Source organism: Streptomyces sp. NPDC041129, from assembly GCF_055592265.1.
This window is the reverse complement of the sequence record NZ_JBVIYV010000006.1, coordinates 246,190-261,684: the sequence shown is the minus strand read 5'-3', so window position 1 is coordinate 261,684 and position 15,495 is coordinate 246,190. Positions and strand designations below refer to the sequence as shown.

General features: G+C 71.2%; 18 protein-coding genes. 4 read left to right on the top strand and 14 right to left on the bottom strand.

Annotation, left to right across the window (positions count from 1 at the left end; genetic code table 11):
• Positions 1-9: 9 nt before the first annotated feature.
• From ACZ6B1_RS21335 to argC, 7 genes are all read right to left on the bottom strand, one after another.
• Positions 10-777 carry a hypothetical protein gene (locus ACZ6B1_RS21335; protein ID WP_468780568.1) on the bottom strand — a complete coding sequence of 256 codons (768 nt, stop codon included), beginning with the start codon at positions 775-777 and terminating at the stop codon, positions 10-12.
• A complete protein-coding gene (locus ACZ6B1_RS21330) occupies positions 767-1,354 on the bottom strand; it encodes an RNA polymerase sigma factor (RefSeq protein ID WP_468780566.1) in 588 nt (195 codons plus the stop codon). The genes ACZ6B1_RS21335 and ACZ6B1_RS21330 overlap by 11 nt, the downstream gene beginning before the upstream one ends.
• Positions 1,355-1,451: 97 nt before the next feature.
• Positions 1,452-1,997, bottom strand: coding sequence for an arginine repressor (locus ACZ6B1_RS21325; RefSeq protein ID WP_468780564.1), 546 nt, complete (start codon positions 1,995-1,997; stop codon positions 1,452-1,454).
• A gap of 7 nt (positions 1,998-2,004) precedes the next feature.
• Positions 2,005-3,204, bottom strand: coding sequence for an acetylornithine transaminase (locus ACZ6B1_RS21320; protein ID WP_468780562.1), 1,200 nt, complete (start codon positions 3,202-3,204; stop codon positions 2,005-2,007).
• Positions 3,201-4,109, bottom strand: a complete 909-nt coding sequence (gene argB / locus ACZ6B1_RS21315) for an acetylglutamate kinase (protein ID WP_468780560.1) — start codon at positions 4,107-4,109, stop codon at positions 3,201-3,203. The genes ACZ6B1_RS21320 and argB overlap by 4 nt, the downstream gene beginning before the upstream one ends.
• Entirely contained in the window at positions 4,106-5,257 is a 1,152-nt protein-coding gene (argJ, locus tag ACZ6B1_RS21310) for a bifunctional glutamate N-acetyltransferase/amino-acid acetyltransferase ArgJ (protein WP_468780558.1), read from the bottom strand. Before argJ ends, argB begins: the two co-directional genes overlap by 4 nt.
• A complete protein-coding gene (gene argC / locus ACZ6B1_RS21305; RefSeq protein ID WP_468780556.1) occupies positions 5,254-6,282 on the bottom strand; it encodes an N-acetyl-gamma-glutamyl-phosphate reductase in 1,029 nt (342 codons plus the stop codon). Before argC ends, argJ begins: the two co-directional genes overlap by 4 nt.
• A 107-nt stretch (positions 6,283-6,389) precedes the next feature.
• On the opposite strand from argC, the gene ACZ6B1_RS21300 reads away from it, so the two are divergent.
• Entirely contained in the window at positions 6,390-6,638 is a 249-nt protein-coding gene (locus tag ACZ6B1_RS21300; protein ID WP_468780554.1) for a recombinase family protein, read from the top strand.
• A gap of 54 nt (positions 6,639-6,692) precedes the next feature.
• On the opposite strand, the gene ACZ6B1_RS21295 is transcribed toward ACZ6B1_RS21300, so the two are convergent.
• From ACZ6B1_RS21295 to ACZ6B1_RS21285, 3 genes are all read right to left on the bottom strand, one after another.
• Positions 6,693-7,301 carry a type 1 glutamine amidotransferase family protein gene (locus ACZ6B1_RS21295; RefSeq protein WP_468780552.1) on the bottom strand — a complete coding sequence of 203 codons (609 nt, stop codon included), beginning with the start codon at positions 7,299-7,301 and terminating at the stop codon, positions 6,693-6,695.
• A 91-nt stretch (positions 7,302-7,392) separates the two neighbouring features.
• Positions 7,393-8,976: an MFS transporter gene (locus tag ACZ6B1_RS21290; protein WP_468780550.1), complete on the bottom strand. Its 1,584-nt coding sequence runs from the start codon at positions 8,974-8,976 to the stop codon at positions 7,393-7,395.
• Between the two features lie 12 nt (positions 8,977-8,988).
• Positions 8,989-9,687, bottom strand: coding sequence for an SDR family oxidoreductase (locus ACZ6B1_RS21285; RefSeq protein ID WP_468780548.1), 699 nt, complete (start codon positions 9,685-9,687; stop codon positions 8,989-8,991).
• A gap of 107 nt (positions 9,688-9,794) precedes the next feature.
• Between ACZ6B1_RS21285 and ACZ6B1_RS21280 the strand changes: the two genes are divergently transcribed.
• Both ACZ6B1_RS21280 and ACZ6B1_RS21275 read left to right on the top strand, forming a co-directional pair.
• The gene (locus ACZ6B1_RS21280; RefSeq protein WP_468780546.1) at positions 9,795-10,301 is read left to right on the top strand and encodes a winged helix-turn-helix transcriptional regulator; all 507 of its coding nucleotides are present in this window, start codon (positions 9,795-9,797) and stop codon (positions 10,299-10,301) included.
• Between the two features lie 93 nt (positions 10,302-10,394).
• Positions 10,395-10,940 (top strand): PaaI family thioesterase, encoded by a 546-nt coding sequence (locus ACZ6B1_RS21275; RefSeq protein WP_468780544.1) that lies wholly within the window; start codon positions 10,395-10,397, stop codon positions 10,938-10,940.
• Between the two features lie 486 nt (positions 10,941-11,426).
• On the opposite strand, the gene ACZ6B1_RS21270 is transcribed toward ACZ6B1_RS21275, so the two are convergent.
• The 4 genes from ACZ6B1_RS21270 to ACZ6B1_RS21255 all read right to left on the bottom strand — a co-directional run bounded on the left by ACZ6B1_RS21270 (position 11,427) and on the right by ACZ6B1_RS21255 (position 14,935).
• The gene (locus ACZ6B1_RS21270; RefSeq protein ID WP_468780542.1) at positions 11,427-12,842 is read right to left on the bottom strand and encodes an MFS transporter; all 1,416 of its coding nucleotides are present in this window, start codon (positions 12,840-12,842) and stop codon (positions 11,427-11,429) included.
• Between the two features lie 151 nt (positions 12,843-12,993).
• On the bottom strand, positions 12,994-13,542 hold the full coding sequence (locus ACZ6B1_RS21265; protein WP_468780540.1) for a YciI family protein: 549 nt from the start codon (positions 13,540-13,542) through the stop codon (positions 12,994-12,996).
• A 50-nt stretch (positions 13,543-13,592) separates the two neighbouring features.
• A complete protein-coding gene (locus ACZ6B1_RS21260; RefSeq protein WP_468780538.1) occupies positions 13,593-13,991 on the bottom strand; it encodes a GtrA family protein in 399 nt (132 codons plus the stop codon).
• Positions 13,991-14,935, bottom strand: coding sequence for a glycosyltransferase family 2 protein (locus tag ACZ6B1_RS21255; RefSeq protein ID WP_468780537.1), 945 nt, complete (start codon positions 14,933-14,935; stop codon positions 13,991-13,993). The genes ACZ6B1_RS21260 and ACZ6B1_RS21255 overlap by 1 nt, the downstream gene beginning before the upstream one ends.
• Positions 14,936-15,002: 67 nt before the next feature.
• Between ACZ6B1_RS21255 and ACZ6B1_RS21250 the strand changes: the two genes are divergently transcribed.
• Positions 15,003-15,437 carry a carboxymuconolactone decarboxylase family protein gene (locus ACZ6B1_RS21250; protein ID WP_468780535.1) on the top strand — a complete coding sequence of 145 codons (435 nt, stop codon included), beginning with the start codon at positions 15,003-15,005 and terminating at the stop codon, positions 15,435-15,437.
• Positions 15,438-15,495 lie beyond the last annotated feature (58 nt).

Sequence of the window (15,495 nt, the reverse complement as noted above, 5' to 3'; positions counted from 1 at the left end):
CGCCCGGGCTCACGCCTCGCCGGTGCGGACCTGGCCGGTCTGCAGCGGGGCCGTGGCGAGGACGGTGCCGTCCTGGGAGGTCAGGCGGGCGCCCGACACCGTGTCGGGATCGACGGGAGCGGCCACGCCCCAGGCGCCGCGGCCGTCGTGCATCGGGAACTCGCCGATCCGGACCGTGGTGCCGTCGGGGCGCTCCAGGAGACAGGTGACCTTGCCGTCGTACGCGGTGCCGCGGCCCGTCAGGTCGACGGTCATGAACACCCAGCCGGGGCTCCCGGGGTGGGCGTAGACCTCGCCGGCCGGCCGGGCCCCGGCCCCGGCCGAGGTCAGATCGCCGACCAGCATGGTCTCCGTCCCGGCGGGCGCCGCGGGCGCGGCCGTGACCTCCTCGATGGCGGTGCCGATCCCCCAGCCGGCGAAGCCGAAGGCGACGGCGAACGCGACCGCCACCGAGGCCATCCGCAGCCGGACCCGCCGGGCGCGCCCGCGCAGCCCCTCGCGAAGGGGCGCGGGTGCGTGCGGGCGCCGCTCGTACGCCGTCGCGTCATGGGTCAGGGCGCGCGCCACCCGGGTCTCGAAGCCGAGCGGCGGCTCGCGGCACGGCAGCAGGCCGATCAGCCGGTCACCGACGAGGGTCAGATGCCCGACGTACTCGCGGCAGTCCGCGCAGTGGTCCAGATGCTCGACGGCTGAGGCGCGCTCACGTCCTTCGAGCACGCCGAGGGCCAGCTCGGCACCGAGCTCCCGCAGTCTCCCGCAGGTCACCTCACTGGACATGGTCGCCTCGCTTCGGAGCCGCGAGGGTGGTCCGCAGTTTGCCCATGGCCGCCCTGATCCGCGTCTTGGCGGTGCCCAGCGGGATCTTCTCCCGGTCGGCGATCTGCTGGGCCGTCATTCCGTAGACACCCGCCATCACCAGGGCACGCGCCTGTTCCCGCGGCAGCCGCGCCAGAGCGGCCCGGAGCTGGGCCGAGGCCTCGTCGGCCAGCGCCCACCGCTCGGGGGTCTCGGTGACGACGCCCAGGAGCGCCTCGAGGTCCTCGGGCGCCACCGACTGCGTCCGCCGGGCGCGGACGGCGTCGATGGCGAGGTTGTGCGCGATGGTCGTCAGCCAGGTCGTGACCGACCCGCGGCGCGAGTCGTAGATCTGCGCGTGACGCCACGCGCGCTCGAACGTCTGCTGGGCGATGTCCTCGGCGAGCTGCGGATCACCGGTGACGGCCATCGCGACACCGAAGACCCTGTGCTGGAACCTCCGTACGAAGGCGACGGCGAGTTCCTGGTCACCGGTGGACAGCCCGGACAGCAGAGCCTCGTCCGGAAGGCGGTCCACCCGTGTCCCGTAACCCGACACACCTCTGTATACGGTCGCCCGACGCCTGGGGATTGCGCCCCGGCTCCGGAAGATCACACGGCCATTGTCCGCCGGTCGGCCGGGACCCGCACGCGGGTCACTGCCCGTTCTGCGCCAGCCGCAGCAGGTGGGCCGCGAGCGCCTGCCCGCCGACCGGATCGCGGCTGATCAGCAGCAGCGTGTCGTCACCGGCGATGGTGCCGAGGATGTCGTGCAGCTCGGCCTGGTCGATCGCGGAGGCGAGGAACTGGGCAGCCCCCGGCGGGGTGCGCAGCACCACGAGGTTGGCGGAGGCCTCGGCGGAGATCAGCAGCTCCTGGGAGAGCCGCCGCATCCGCTCCTCCTTCGCCGACTCCCCCAGCGGGGCGCGCGGGGTGCGGAAACCGCCCTCGCTGGGCACCGCGTAGATCAGGTCGCCGTCGTTGTTGCGGATCTTCACCGCGTTCAGCTCGTCGAGGTCCCGGGAGAGCGTCGCCTGGGTGACGCTCAGCCCGTCGTCGGCGAGCAGCTTCGCGAGCTGGCTCTGGGACCGCACCGGCTGCCGGTTGAGGATGTCCACGATCCGGCGGTGGCGTGCGGTGCGGGTCTGCGGGACGGCGGGTCCGGCACCCGCCGCCTGCTCGTGGTCCTGCGCCTGGCTCATCGTCGTCTCATTCCCCGGATCGTCCGTCCCCGTCGGCTGCGTCGAGGATGCCGGGCAGTGCCCGCAGCAAGGCGCCCGTCTCGTCGTCGCGCAGGTTCAGCGGCGGCATGAGCCGTACGACGTCGGGAGCGGGCGCGTTCACCAGGAACCCGGCCTCCTGGGCCGCCTGCTGCACCTGTGGCGCGTGCGGCCCGGTGAGCACGATACCCAGGAGCAGGCCCGCGCCCCGGACATAATCGATCATCGGGTGGCCCAGCGCCTCGATTCCGTCGCGCAGCTTCTCACCCTGCCGCTTGACGTTCTCCAGCAGTCCCTCGTCCGCGATGGTGTCCAGGACGGCGAGTCCGGCGGCGCAGGCGACCGGATTGCCGCCGAAGGTGGTGCCGTGCTGACCGGGCTGGAGCAGCTCGGCGGCGCGCCCGAAGGCGACGGTGGCGCCGAGCGGCAGCCCGCCGCCGAGCCCCTTGGCGAGCGTGACGACGTCCGGCAGGACGCCTTCGTGGGCCTGGTACTCGAACCAGTTGCCGGTCCGGCCGACGCCGGTCTGCACCTCGTCCAGCACCAGCAGGGCGCCGGTGGCGGCGGTGATGGCGCGGGCCGCCTTGAGGTAGCCGGCCGGGGGCACCACGACCCCGTTCTCACCCTGGATCGGCTCGATGACGACCAGGGCCGTCTCCTCCGTCACCGCCGCGGCCAGTGCCTGCGCGTCGCCGTACGGGACGTGGGTGACGTCGCCGGGCAGCGGCAGGAAGGGCTGCTGCTTGCCGGGCTGGCCGGTGAGCGCGAGGGCGCCCATCGTCCGGCCGTGGAAGCCGCCCTGGGTCGCGACCATGTGGGTCCGCCCGGTGAGCCGGCCGATCTTGAAGGCGCCCTCGTTGGCCTCGGCCCCCGAGTTGCAGAAGTAGACCTTGCCGTCCCGGCCGAAGAGCTGCAGCAGGCGCTCGGCGAGGGCGACCGGCGGCTCGGCGACGAACAGGTTGGAGACGTGGCCGAGGGAGCCGATCTGCCGGCTGACGGCCTCCACCACGGCCGGGTGGGCGTGGCCGAGCGCGTTGACCGCGATGCCGCCGACGAAGTCGAGGTACTCCTTGCCGTCGGCGTCCCACAGCCGGGCGCCCGCACCGCGCGCGAGGGGCAGCCGGGGGGTGCCGTAGTTGTTCATGAGCGCGCCCTGCCACCGCGCGGTCAGCTCCTGGTTGCCCGTCATGACTGCTCCCCCTCGGTCTCGTCGGGCACGACCATCGTGCCGATGCCCTCGTCGGTGAAGATCTCCAGCAGGATCGAGTGCTGCACCCGGCCGTCGATGACGCGGGCGGTGCGTACGCCGCCCCGCACGGCGTGCAGGCAGCCCTCCATCTTCGGGACCATGCCGGCGGACAGCTCCGGCAGCAGTTTCTCCAGCTGGGAGGCGGTGAGGCGGCTGATCACCTCGTCGGAGTTCGGCCAGTCCTCGTAGAGGCCCTCGACGTCGGTGAGGACCATGAGGGTCTCGGCCCCCAGTGCCGCAGCGAGTGCCGCAGCCGCCGTATCAGCATTGACGTTGTAGACATGTCCGTCGTCCTGTGACCTGGCGATCGAGGACACGACCGGGATGCGGCCGTCGGCGAGGAGTGCCTCGATGGCGCCGGTGTCGATCTCGGTGATCTCGCCGACCCGCCCGATGTCGACCAGCTCGCCGTCGATCTCGGGCTGGTGCCTGGTGGCGGTGATGGTGTGGGCGTCCTCGCCGGTCAGGCCGACGGCGAGTGGGCCGTGCTGGTTGAGCAGGCCGACCAGCTCGCGCTGCACCTGCCCGGCGAGCACCATCCGTACGACGTCCATGGCGTCCTCGGTGGTGACCCGGAGCCCGGCCTTGAACTCGCTGACGATGCCGTGCCGGTCGAGGGCGGCGCTGATCTGTGGACCGCCGCCGTGCACCACGACCGGCTTGAGGCCGGCGTGCCGCAGGAAGACGACGTCCTGGGCGAAGGCGGCCTTCAGGTCCTCGTCCACCATGGCGTTGCCGCCGAACTTGATGACGACGGTCCTGCCGTGGTGCCGGGTCAGCCAGGGCAGCGCCTCGACGAGGATCTGGGCCTTGGGCAGTGCCGTGTGTTTCCGCGTCGTGGTCATGAGGAGTAGGCGCTGTTCTCGTGGACGTAGTCGGCGGTCAGGTCGTTGGTCCAGATGGTCGCGGTCTCGCCGCCCGCGGCGAGGTCGGCGACGATGTGCACCTCGCGGTAGCGCATGTCGACCAGCTCGCGGTCCTCACCCACGGAACCGTTCCTACAGACCCAGACGCCGTTGATGGCGACGTTCAGCCGGTCGGGCTCGAACGCGGCCCTGGTGGTGCCGATGGCGGACAGGACGCGGCCCCAGTTGGGGTCCTCGCCGTGGATCGCGCACTTGAGCAGGTTGTTGCGGGCGATGGAGCGGCCGACCTCGACGGCGTCGTCCTCCGTCCGGGCGTTGATCACCTCGACCTTGATGTCCTTGCCGGCGCCCTCGGCGTCGCCGATGAGCTGCCGGCCGAGATCGGCGCAGACCTGCCGCACGGCCTCGGCGAACTCGTCGTACGCGGGGGTGATGCCGGAGGAGCCGGAGGCGAGCAGCAGCACGGTGTCGTTGGTGGACATGCAGCCGTCGGAGTCGACGCGGTCGAAGGTGACCCGGGTCGCGGCGCGCAGGGCCTTGTCCAGCGCCTCGCTGCCGAGGTCGGCGTCGGTGGTGAGGACGACCAGCATGGTGGCGAGGCCCGGCGCGAGCATGCCCGCGCCCTTGGCCATGCCGCCGACGGTCCAGCCGTCCTTGGTCACGACGGACGTCTTGTGGACGGTGTCGGTGGTCTTGATGGCGATGGCGGCCTTCTCGCCGCCGTGCTCGCTCAGGGCGCCGGCGGCCGTCTCCACTCCCTTCAGGAGCTTGTCCATCGGAAGCAGCACCCCGATGAGGCCGGTGGAGCAGACGGCGACCTCGATGGCGCCCCGGCCGAGCACCTCGGCCGTCTTCTCGGCGGTGGCGTGGGCGTCCTGGAAGCCCTTGGGGCCGGTACAGGCGTTGGCGCCGCCCGAGTTCAGCACCACGGCCGACACCTGGCCGCTCTTGAGGACCTGCTCGGACCACAGCACCGGGGCGGCCTTCACACGGTTGGAGGTGAAGACGCCGGCGGCGGCACGGCGGGGCCCGTCGTTGACCACGAGGGCCAGGTCCGGGTTGCCGTTCTCCTTGATCCCGGCGGCGATGCCCGCCGCCGTGAATCCCTTGGCTGCCGTGACGCTCACGGTGCGACTCCGATCGTGGAAAGTCCCGTGGTCTCGGGGAGACCCAGGGCGATGTTCATGCTCTGCAGGGCACCGCCCGCGGTGCCCTTGGTCAGGTTGTCGATGGCGCTGATCGCGATGACGCGGCCCGCGGCGGCGTCGTACGCGACCTGCACCTGCACGGCGTTGGAGCCGTACACGGACGCCGTGGCCGGCCACTGCCCCTCGGGGAGCAGATGGACGAAGGGCTCGTCGGCGCAGGCCTTCTCGTAGGCGGCGCGGACGGACTCGGCCGTCACTCCGGCGACGGCCCTGGCGCTGCACGTGGCGAGGATGCCGCGCGGCATCGGCGCGAGGGTCGGGGTGAAGGAGACGGAGATCCGCTCCCCCGCCACCCCGCTGAGGTTCTGGATCATCTCGGGGGTGTGCCGGTGGCCGCCGCCGACGCCGTACGGCGTCATGGAGCCCATCACCTCGCTGCCGAGCAGGTGCGGCTTGGCCGCCTTGCCCGCGCCGGAGGTGCCGGACGCGGCGACGACCACCGCCTCGGGCTCGGCGAGGTGGGCCGCGTAGGCCGGGTACAGGGCGAGGGAGACGGCGGTCGGGTAGCAACCGGGTACCGCGATGCGCTTGGACCCCTCCAGCGCGGCGCGGGCACCCGGCAGTTCGGGGAGGCCGTAGGGCCAGGTGCCGGCGTGCGGGGAGCCGTAGAACCGCTCCCAGTCGGCCGGGTCCTTCAGCCGGAAGTCGGCGCCCATGTCGACCACGAGGACATCCGGGCCGAGCCGCTCGGCCACGGCGGCGGACTGCCCGTGGGGCAGCGCCAGGAAGACGACGTCGTGCCCGGCGAGGTTCTCCGGCGTGGTCTCGGCCAGCACCCGGTCGGCCAGCGGCAGCAGATGCGGCTGGAGCGCGCCGAGCCGCCGGCCGGCGTTGGAGCTTCCGGTCAGGGCACCGATCTCGATCTCGGGGTGCGCGAGGAGCAGCCGCAGGACCTCACCGCCCGCGTATCCGCTCGCTCCGGCCACCGCCGCACGTACCGCCATGTCCACCCTCCTCTGGATGGCATGACTATACGTATCGCTGCACGTTTATGCAATCGCCATCCGTTCTCCTGGGACGGTCACCTGTGACCGAGAGTTTCAGTTGGCACATGGAGAACGCTGGTTGGCACCTCGACGAAGTGGTGAAGGTCCTGCGTCAGCTGCTGTGGCCCGGTGACGCCCTCAAGATCACCAGGCTCGACCGGCCCTCCCGCTCCTTCCTCCATCTCGTCACACTCCGCGCCGACCTGCGTGAGCGCGGCATCGGACTGCATCTGATCGAGCAGCGCATCAACACCTCCACAGTGGAGGGCAGGGCGATGTTCGGCATGCTGTCGGCATCTCACTTCAGGCCTTGACCACTTGGTTGCCAGATGGTGGATCTTCGTCGTGCTGAGACTGATCGCGGGATGTCAGCGCAGTGCGATCGCGCCCGTGCCGACGGCGCGCATGGCACGGTCGATGGTCTCCTGGTTTTCGCCGACCGGAGCCACGTAGCCGATGACGTCGTGCGCGGCGCCCTCCCCGAGCACGCGGGTGATCACCCAGGTGGCGAGGTACTGGGACGCCAGGCAGCCCCCTGCGGTGGCGATGTTCCCCTCGGCGTGGAACGGCGCGTCCAGCACGGTCACGTCACAGGCTTCGACAAAGGGCCGGCTCTTCACATCGGTGCAAGCCGGCATGCCGTCCAGCAACCCCAGCCGGGCGAGCACCAGCGCGCCGGAGCATTGCGCACCGACGAGCTGTCGCGAAGGGTCGAGCGGCAGCCGGGAGATCAACTGGTCGTCGGCGACCACGTCTCGTGTCTTCACGCCACTGCCGATCAGCACCACCTCTGCTTCGGTCACGAATTCCATCGGGCGCTGTCCGGTCACCTCGACACCGTTCATCGACGTGACCACCGGTGTCGGAGTGGTGATGAAGGCTTCCAAGCCGTCCTTACGGCATCGGTTGATCAGCGCGGAAGCGATGAAGCTGTCGAGTTCGTTGAACCCGTCGAAGGTGACCACGGCTACCTGCATCACGTCTCCTTCCAGTACGGCAATGGATGTGCATCCTTCCATGGCGCGCCATTCCGGCACGGTTGTCGGCGTCGCTCCTGGACGTCACGCGTCAGTTCGTCGTGGCGGTGGTGTGGTGGGGTCGGTTGTGTACCAGCAGGGCCGAGGCGAGGGCCGCGCACAGGAACACCGCGGCGATGACGGTCATGCCGGCATGGACGCCGGAGGTGAAGGCGTCGCCGATCGCGGCGCTCACGTTCGGCGGGGCCGCTCGGTGGGCGCCGCTGCCGGTGGAGACGGCGTGCTCGACGGCCGGCCAGGCTGCTCGGGGGACGTGGTGGGCGCCGAGCCGGGTCGGCAGTTGGGACTGAAGCCGGCTGGCGAGGAGTGCGCCGAGCAGTGAGGAGCCGGTGACGGATCCGATCTGGCGGAAGGTGTTGACGGCTCCGGAAGCCATGCCGGCGCGTTCGTGGGAGACGCTGACCAGGGCGGCGGCGGTGCTCGGCGCGGCCACCATCCCGCTTGCGGCGCCGAAGAGCGCGTACAGCCACCACACCCGGGCATAGGGGGTGGTCGGATCCAGCGTGGTGAGTCCGGCTGCGGCGGCGGCGCCGAGGAGGAAGCCGAGGGTCAGCGGGAGCTTGAAGCCGGTACGGCGGATCACGCGTCCGGTCACGTAGGCGATGACGACGTAGACGCCGAAGAAGGCCAGCAGCCGCCATCCCACATCCAGGGCGGACAGGTGCTGGACGCGCTCGTAAAAGAGCACCGACAGGATGGCCATGCCGGTGAAGCCGAACAGGGAGACGGCACTTACGAACATGACCGCGCTGAACGACGCCGACCGGAACAGGGTCATGTCCAGCATGGGGGTGCGGCCGGCGCGCTCGACGAGGACGAAACCGGTCAGGGCCGCGACCGCGATGATCCAGGCGGTAAGGATGCTGGGGCTGGTGTAGCCGTCGTGTCCGCCTTCGATGAGGGCGTAGACGAGAGCGGCGATGCCCACGACGGCCAGGATCTGGCCGGGGATGTCGAGCTTGCCGTCGGGGCCGCGCGATTCGGTGACGAAGGCGGCGACGGCCATGGTGACCAGGGCGAGGACAGCGGTCGACAGGAAGACCGTGTTCCAGTGGAAGTGGTCCAGCAGGGTGCCCGCGATCAGGGGGCCGACGGCCAGTCCGATGCCTGAGGAGGCCGCCCAGGCGGTGACGACCTCGGTGCGCCGGTGGGGGTCTGGGAATGCCGCTCCCAGGATGGCCAGGCTGTTCGGCAGGATGAGAGCGCCGCCGAGGCCGGAGACGAGCTGGCCGGCGATGACGCCTCCCGCGGAATGCGCGGCGTAGACGGTGAGCGACCCGACGATCATGATCGCGGCGCCGGTGAGGAAGGTGCGCTTGCGGCCGTAGAGGTTGCCGACGGTGCCCGCGGACATCACCAGGCAGGCAACGAGCAGGGCGTACGCGGAGGGGATCCAGACCAGGCCGGTGGGGGAGACGTGCAGATCATCCTGGATGGCCGACATCGCTGACACCGATGCGGTGATCAGCAGAAAGGTCGTCATGGCGCCCAGGCACATCGCGATGAGCGTGACGGCGGCGGCGAGCCGGGAGGGCTGGCTCGAGGAGGGTCGGACATCGGTGTGCCGGTCGGTCGGCCTGAGTCGGCCCGGGGCGGGGGAGGGAGTGGAGGTCACGGTGTCCTCGTCTCAGCCGAGCTGCGGGTACAGGGCGGCGACGCCACCGGAGAGGTCGGCCTGTACCTGGCGGCTGCGGTCGTCGACGACGATCTCGGCAGCCCCGGAGGCGATGCCGTCGACGGCCGCGCGGGCGACGTCCGCCGGGTCGGTCTTCGGCTCGGTGACGTCGCGGGCCATGTCGGTGTCCATATAGCCGACGTGGAGTCCGGACACGGCGATGCCCCGGGGTGCGAGCTGCTGTCGCAACGCGTTGGTCAGGCTCCACTCCGCGGACTTGGCTGCGGCGTAGGCGCCGACGGCGGGGAAGCTGATCCACGACAGCGCGGAAAGGACGTTGAGGACGGCGCCCCCGCCCTGGGCCTCGATCAGCGGGGCGAAAGCCCGGATCACGCCGAGGGTGCCCAGGTAGTGGGTCTCCATCTCCAGACGGACGGCGTCCCAGCTGCCGGTCAGTAGATCGGCGCCCGTGGAACTGCCCGCGTTGTTGATCAGCACTGTGATGTCACGGGCCTCCTTCGCAGCCGCGGCGACGGAGGCGGGGTCGGTGACGTCGAGCCGTATCGCTTTCACGCCGGGCAGATCGATCTGGTCCGGCCGACGGGACGCCCCGTACACCGTGGCACCGCGCGCGAGCAGTTCCTGGGTCAGTGCCCTGCCGAGCCCGCGGTTGGCCCCTGTGACCAGGACCCTTGATGTGCTGATGTCCATGATTCCTCCCTCGGGATGTGCATCTCCAGCTGACTTATGGCTTCAGAAGTCAGCACCGACGGTATAGGCTGGCTTCGCATGAGGCAAGCCAGGTGGAAGGTGGGGAGATGAAGGATCTACTGAAGGAACGGGACGCCTGGTCCATGGCCAATTGCTCCATCGCCAGGGCTCTGGAGATCGTCGGCAACAGGACAGCGATGCTGATCATGCGCGAGGCGTTCTTCGGCACACGCCGGTTCGACGACTTCGCCAGGCGTGTGGGCATCGGAGAACCCGCCGCCGCGGCGCGCCTGAAAGAACTGACCGCCGCCGGTCTCCTGGAGCGCGTCCCTTACCAGGAGCCCGGCCAGCGGACCCGGTATGCCTATCAACTGACGCAGAAGGGGCGGGACTTCAGGGCCGTCATCGTGGCACTGCGGCAGTGGGGCGACACCTGGGCCGCCGACGAACACGGGCCCCCGGTGGTCGTACGCCACGAAAATTGCGGTGCGCCGGTGCATGCGGTGCTCCGCTGCGACGACGGCCACGACGTGCAGCCTGGGGACTCGTTCGTCGACGCCGGCCCGGGTCTCATTCGCGCCGCCCCGGACAGCCCTGAATCCGGCGGCGGCTGAAACACGCGGCAGGACGACTCCACCGCAGAACGGGCGCGCCGTCCCTCACGGACTGGCACGCCACACCGACAGCACATGCCCCGAGGAGCAACCGTGTCCGAAACATCGAAGAAGTCCCTGATCACCGGCGAGACAGGAGCGGCGACACGCAGATCACGTGTGTTCGGCTGGGAAGACCCCGCCATTTGCGCCGACGCCGTCCCCCACCACAGCGGCATCGATTTCCTCCGCGAGATCCTGGCCGGACGCCTGCCCGCCCCGCCGATCGCCGCCACCCTGGGCTTCACCCTGGAGGAGGCCGAGTACGGCCGAGCGGTCTTCGTCCTGGTGCCGGGCGAGGAGCACTACAACCCGATCGGCAGCGTCCACGGCGGCGTCTACGCCACGCTCCTGGACTCGGCGGCCGGCTGCGCGGTGCAGTCCGTGCTGCCTCAGGGCATGGGATACACCTCGATCGACTTGACCTTGAAGTTCCTGCGCCCGATCACCGTCGACACCGGCAAGGTCCGCGGCATAGGCACCGTCCTCAACAGCGGCCGCCGCACCGCCCTCGCCCAGGCAGAGCTCCGCGACTCCGACGACCGGCTGCTGGCCCACGCCACCAGCAGCTGCATGCTCTTCCCGGTCCCGACCCGCTGACCACCATGCACGGCGCGAGAGAGGGGCCCACGGCACTGGCTGACCCGTCCGGGCTGCATCGGTCAGGTGTTCTCAGACCCTACGCTCGCGGATTTGTCGTCCTGGGGACGCGATGCCATTGGTCGCAGCGGGAGGCGTACGGCCGGCCGACGACTATCAGGGCGACCTCGGGGTCGCTATCACGGCGGTCGGGAACCGGGCGAGGTTGAAGGCGGGAGAGTCTGCTCGGCCCAGACGGTCTTGCCGGGAACTGGGCGCCTACCTGGCCGACCTGATCGACATCAAACGCCGCCACCCGGGACCCGTCGCCAGTCTGGCTCATGATCGCCGCGGGCAACCGCGACCCCACCCCGGCGATCACGCACAGTGAGCGCCCACAGCCATGATTTGCCGACTATCCCCCTCAAGATCTGCCAACCAGAATTCTCCACACTCCTGACCTGTGCGTCTCAGACCATGATTCGCCAACTAAAACTCTCGGTCACATCACCGGCCGGGCGGGACCGCCCGGGCCGGGACGCACCTCCAGGCGAGGGCCGCCGCGGACAGGTAGGCGAGGGCGCCGACGGCCATGGCGGTGCGCACGCCGGTGCCGTAGTCGGTGCTGGTGGCCAGCAGGCTGCCGCCCAGGGCGACGCCGGTGGCGCTGCCGATCTGGCGGGTGGTGTTGAACAGGGCGGAGGCGGCGCCCGCGTAGGCCGGGGGCGCGGCGCCCATCACGGTGGCGGTCGAGCCGGTGAGCGCGAAGGACGTGCCGAACCCGGTGGCCATCATCGGGGCCACCAGCAGCGGGTACGCGGGGTCCGGTCCCGCCGCGGCCCAGCCGGCCAGCCCCAGGGCACCCAGCAGCATGCCGGTGACCACCAGCGGGCGGTCGCCGGTGCGGCGGCTCAGCCGGCCGGACAGCACGGAGGCGAACATCGTCATCGCCACCGCCGGGAAGAGGGCGAGCCCGGTCCTCAGGGCGCTGAAGCCGCGCTGGTGCTGGAAGTACAGGCTGGCGGTGAAGACCATGCCGTAGAAGCCGAAGTTGAACAGCAGCCCGACGACGGCCCCGCCGCTCATCGCCCGGGAGCGCAGCAGCCCCAGCGGCAGCGCGGGAGACCGGGCGAGCCGCTCGCGCAGCGCGAACGCCGCTACGGCGAGCACGGCCAGGGCCAGCCCGGCGAGCACGGCGGGGTCGGTCCAGCCGCGCCGTCCCGCCTCGTTCAGCGAGGCCGTGAGCAGGGCCACCGCCGCCACCACGGCGCACTGCGCCGGCCAGTCCAGGGCCCGGTCCGGGTGCCGCGGTGAGGGCGCGACGAACCGCGACGTCAGGATCAGGCAGACCACGCCGACCGGCAGGTTGATCAGGAAGACCCAGCGCCAGCCCGCCGTGGACACCAGCAGCCCGCCCAGCAGCGGCCCGGCGGAGGCCGCGATGCCGGCCATCGACCCCCAGATCCCGAAGGCGCGCGAGCGGGCCGCCGGCGCCGGATAGGCCTCCTGGAGCAGGGCCAGGGAGCCGGGCACGATCAGGGCCGCGCCGAGTCCCTCCACCAGCCGGGCCGCGACCAGGAAGGGTGCGCCGGGTGCGAACGCGCACGCCGCCGAGGCCACCGTGAACACCGTGACGCCCGCGCGGAAGACGTGCCGGTTGCCCAGCCGGTCGCCCAGTGCTCCCCCGGTCATCAGGAACCCGGCGAAGACCAGGGTGTACCCGTCCGTGATCCACTGGATGCCGGTGAGCGAGGCGCGCAGTTCCCGGCCCACCACGGGCACGGCCACGTTGATGATCGTGACATCCAGGATGACCATGAAGTACCCGGCGCACACGGCCAGTAGCGGAGCCGTGGAGCGCGGCGCGGCCGCCGGGCCGCGGGCGTCGGGCTCACCGCCGCCGGCGGACTCCGCGAAGGGCATGTCGCCGACCCCCTCCTGCCCGGAACCCCCGAGCGGTGAGCATGCTAGGCGGCGACGGCCGGCGGTTCGGCGAACCCGGCCGCCGGGGCGGCCCGCGTACACCGGACGGGCCAACCGGCCGCGGGCCCGGACCGGGGCCGCCGCGCTCTCCTCAGCGCCGCCCGCCGAACTCCCAGTCGTGGACCTCGACGGCGGCGTACTCGTCCGCAGCCAGGACGGCGCGGGCGGCGTCCGGGTCGGTGGCCCGGACCAGTGCCGCCGCACCCAGCCGGAGGGCACCGTCGTCGGACAGCAGCGGCCCGAACGCGATCAGGTCGTCGCGGCCGGGTGGCACCGCGAGTTGGCCGGCCCGCCCGACGCCGAGCCCGAGCACCAGGTACCGGTTGCCGCCCACCGGGCCACCGGGGAAGTCCCACATGGTGCGCCCCAGCAGGTTGCGCCACCGGCGCAGCAGTACGTCCCGGTACACGCCGGCCTGGTGGTTCGGCTCGTCGAAGGCGAACGCGCGGGCGGCGGCGGGATCGGGCAGGTCGACGATGTGCACGCTGCCGGTGGGCGTCCCGCCGTCGGCGGCGAAGGTCGGGCCGCGCGCGATCAGCTCCTTGGCGTACCGGTCCATGTAGGACCAGTGCTCCTCCAGCAGCCGGTCGCGCAGCGCCTCGGAGCCGGGCCGGTCGCGGTGGTGGCAGAAGAACTCCATGCCGCGGACCCTGGCGCACCGCGGGCCGGCGGTTCAACCGGATTACGCCGTCACGCGGACATGTGCGGCCGGTCCCGGACGTTCCTGCCGCCGGGCAGCATGATGCGGCGGGACACGACGAACGTCACCGGGATCGCCGCCGCGGAGGCGAGCAGGGGGGCGAAGCGGTTTCCGGCGTGGAGGACGTCCACGATCACGTACACACCCGCGGTGGTGACGAGGAAATTGGTGACGTTCGTCAGCGGGAACAGCAGGAATTTCCGCCAGGTGGGCCGCGTCCGGTAGGTGAAACGCGCGTTCAGGAAAAAGGATCCGACCATGCTGAGCAGAAATGCCAGAACGTGCGCGCCGAGATAGGGAAGCCAGTTCAGGAGCGTCAGGTAGAGGCCGTAGTAGACGGCCGTGTTGACGGCACCTACGACGGCGAAGGTGACGATCTGTCTCGGCATCAAGGGATGAGGTCTTTCGTTCGTTCCACGTTGGTCGCCTTCACCAGGAAGTGCGGACGGCCCTTCACCTCGTAATAGATGCGGCCGGTGTACTCCCCGACGACTCCCAGCATGACCATCTGCACGCCGGCGAGGGCCGTGACCGCGGTGATGATGGTCACATAGCCGGGGGTGTCGACGCCCTGGACGAGGGCGGCGCCCACGATCCAGGCGGTGTACAGGCCCGCGCACAGCAGCAGGCCGGTGCCGAGCCAGAGGGCGGCGCGCAGCGGCCTGTTGTTGAAGGACAGCAGGCCGTCGAGGCCGTAGTTGAGCAGGCTGCGCAGGTTCCAGGAACTGCGGCCCGCCCCGCGCGTCGCGTTCTCGCACTCGAAGGTGGTGCTCGGGAAACCGACCCAGGCGAACAGGCCCTTGGAGAAGCGGTTGTACTCGGTGAGGGCCAGCACCGCGTCCACCACACGGCGCGACATCAGGCGGAAGTCGCCCACGCCGTCGACCAGTTCGATGTCGACCAGGCGGTTGACGAGCCGGTAGTACAGGCGGGCGGTGAGGGTGCGGGCGAGGCGGTCGCCGGTGCGGGTGCGCCGGGCGATGACCTGGTCGTGGCCCTGCTCGCGCAGCCGGACCATGCGCCCGATCAGCTCGGGCGGGTGCTGGAGGTCGGCGTCCATCACGACGACCGAGTCGCCGGAGGCGTGCCGGAGACCGGCGAGCAGGGCCGCCTCCTTGCCGAAGTTGCGGCTGAAGGAGACGTACCGCACCCGGGAGTCGCGCCCGGCGAGGTGCTTCAGCACGGCGAGGGTGCGGTCGCGGCTGCCGTCGTCGACGTAGACGAACTCCATGTCGTGCCCGAGCGGCAGCAGTTCCTCGGCGATCCGCTGGACCTCCTCGTGGAAGCGCTCCGGGCGGCCGCCGGGCCGGCCTTGACCTGGAGTGCGCTCCAACTCCTAGCGTTCCGGCAACGGCGAACGGCGGCCGCGTCGAGCGGCTGCCCTGAAGGGATGTACCGGCATGAGCGAGAGCACCACCCGTGACGAGCGTTTCGCCCACGGCCTGGCGGTCCTGCGGAAGGTCGACGGCGAGGCCGGGCAGCGGGTCGTCGACTCGCTCGCGGACATCAGCCCCGCGCTGGGCCACCAGGTCGTCTCCTGGGCCTTCGGGGAGATCTACGACCGGCCCGGACTGGCGCCGCGCGACCGCCAGCTGGTCACGCTGGGCGTGCTCACCGCGCTCGGCGGCTGCGAGGCCCAGCTCGACGTGCACGTGGGCGCGGCCCTGAACGTGGGCCTCACCCCGGAGGAGATCACGGAGGCGCTGCTGCACTCCGCCGTCTACTGCGGCATGCCGAAGGCGCTGAACGCCACGTTCGCCGCGAAGAAGGTCTTCGCCGAGCGCGGGCTGCTGCCGGTGGGACAGCGGCCCGAGCCCGGGGCTGGTTCCGCTTGATCCTGCGCTCGATCCGCAGGACGGTGACGGGTCGATCGCCGTACGGGCCGCGGCCGCC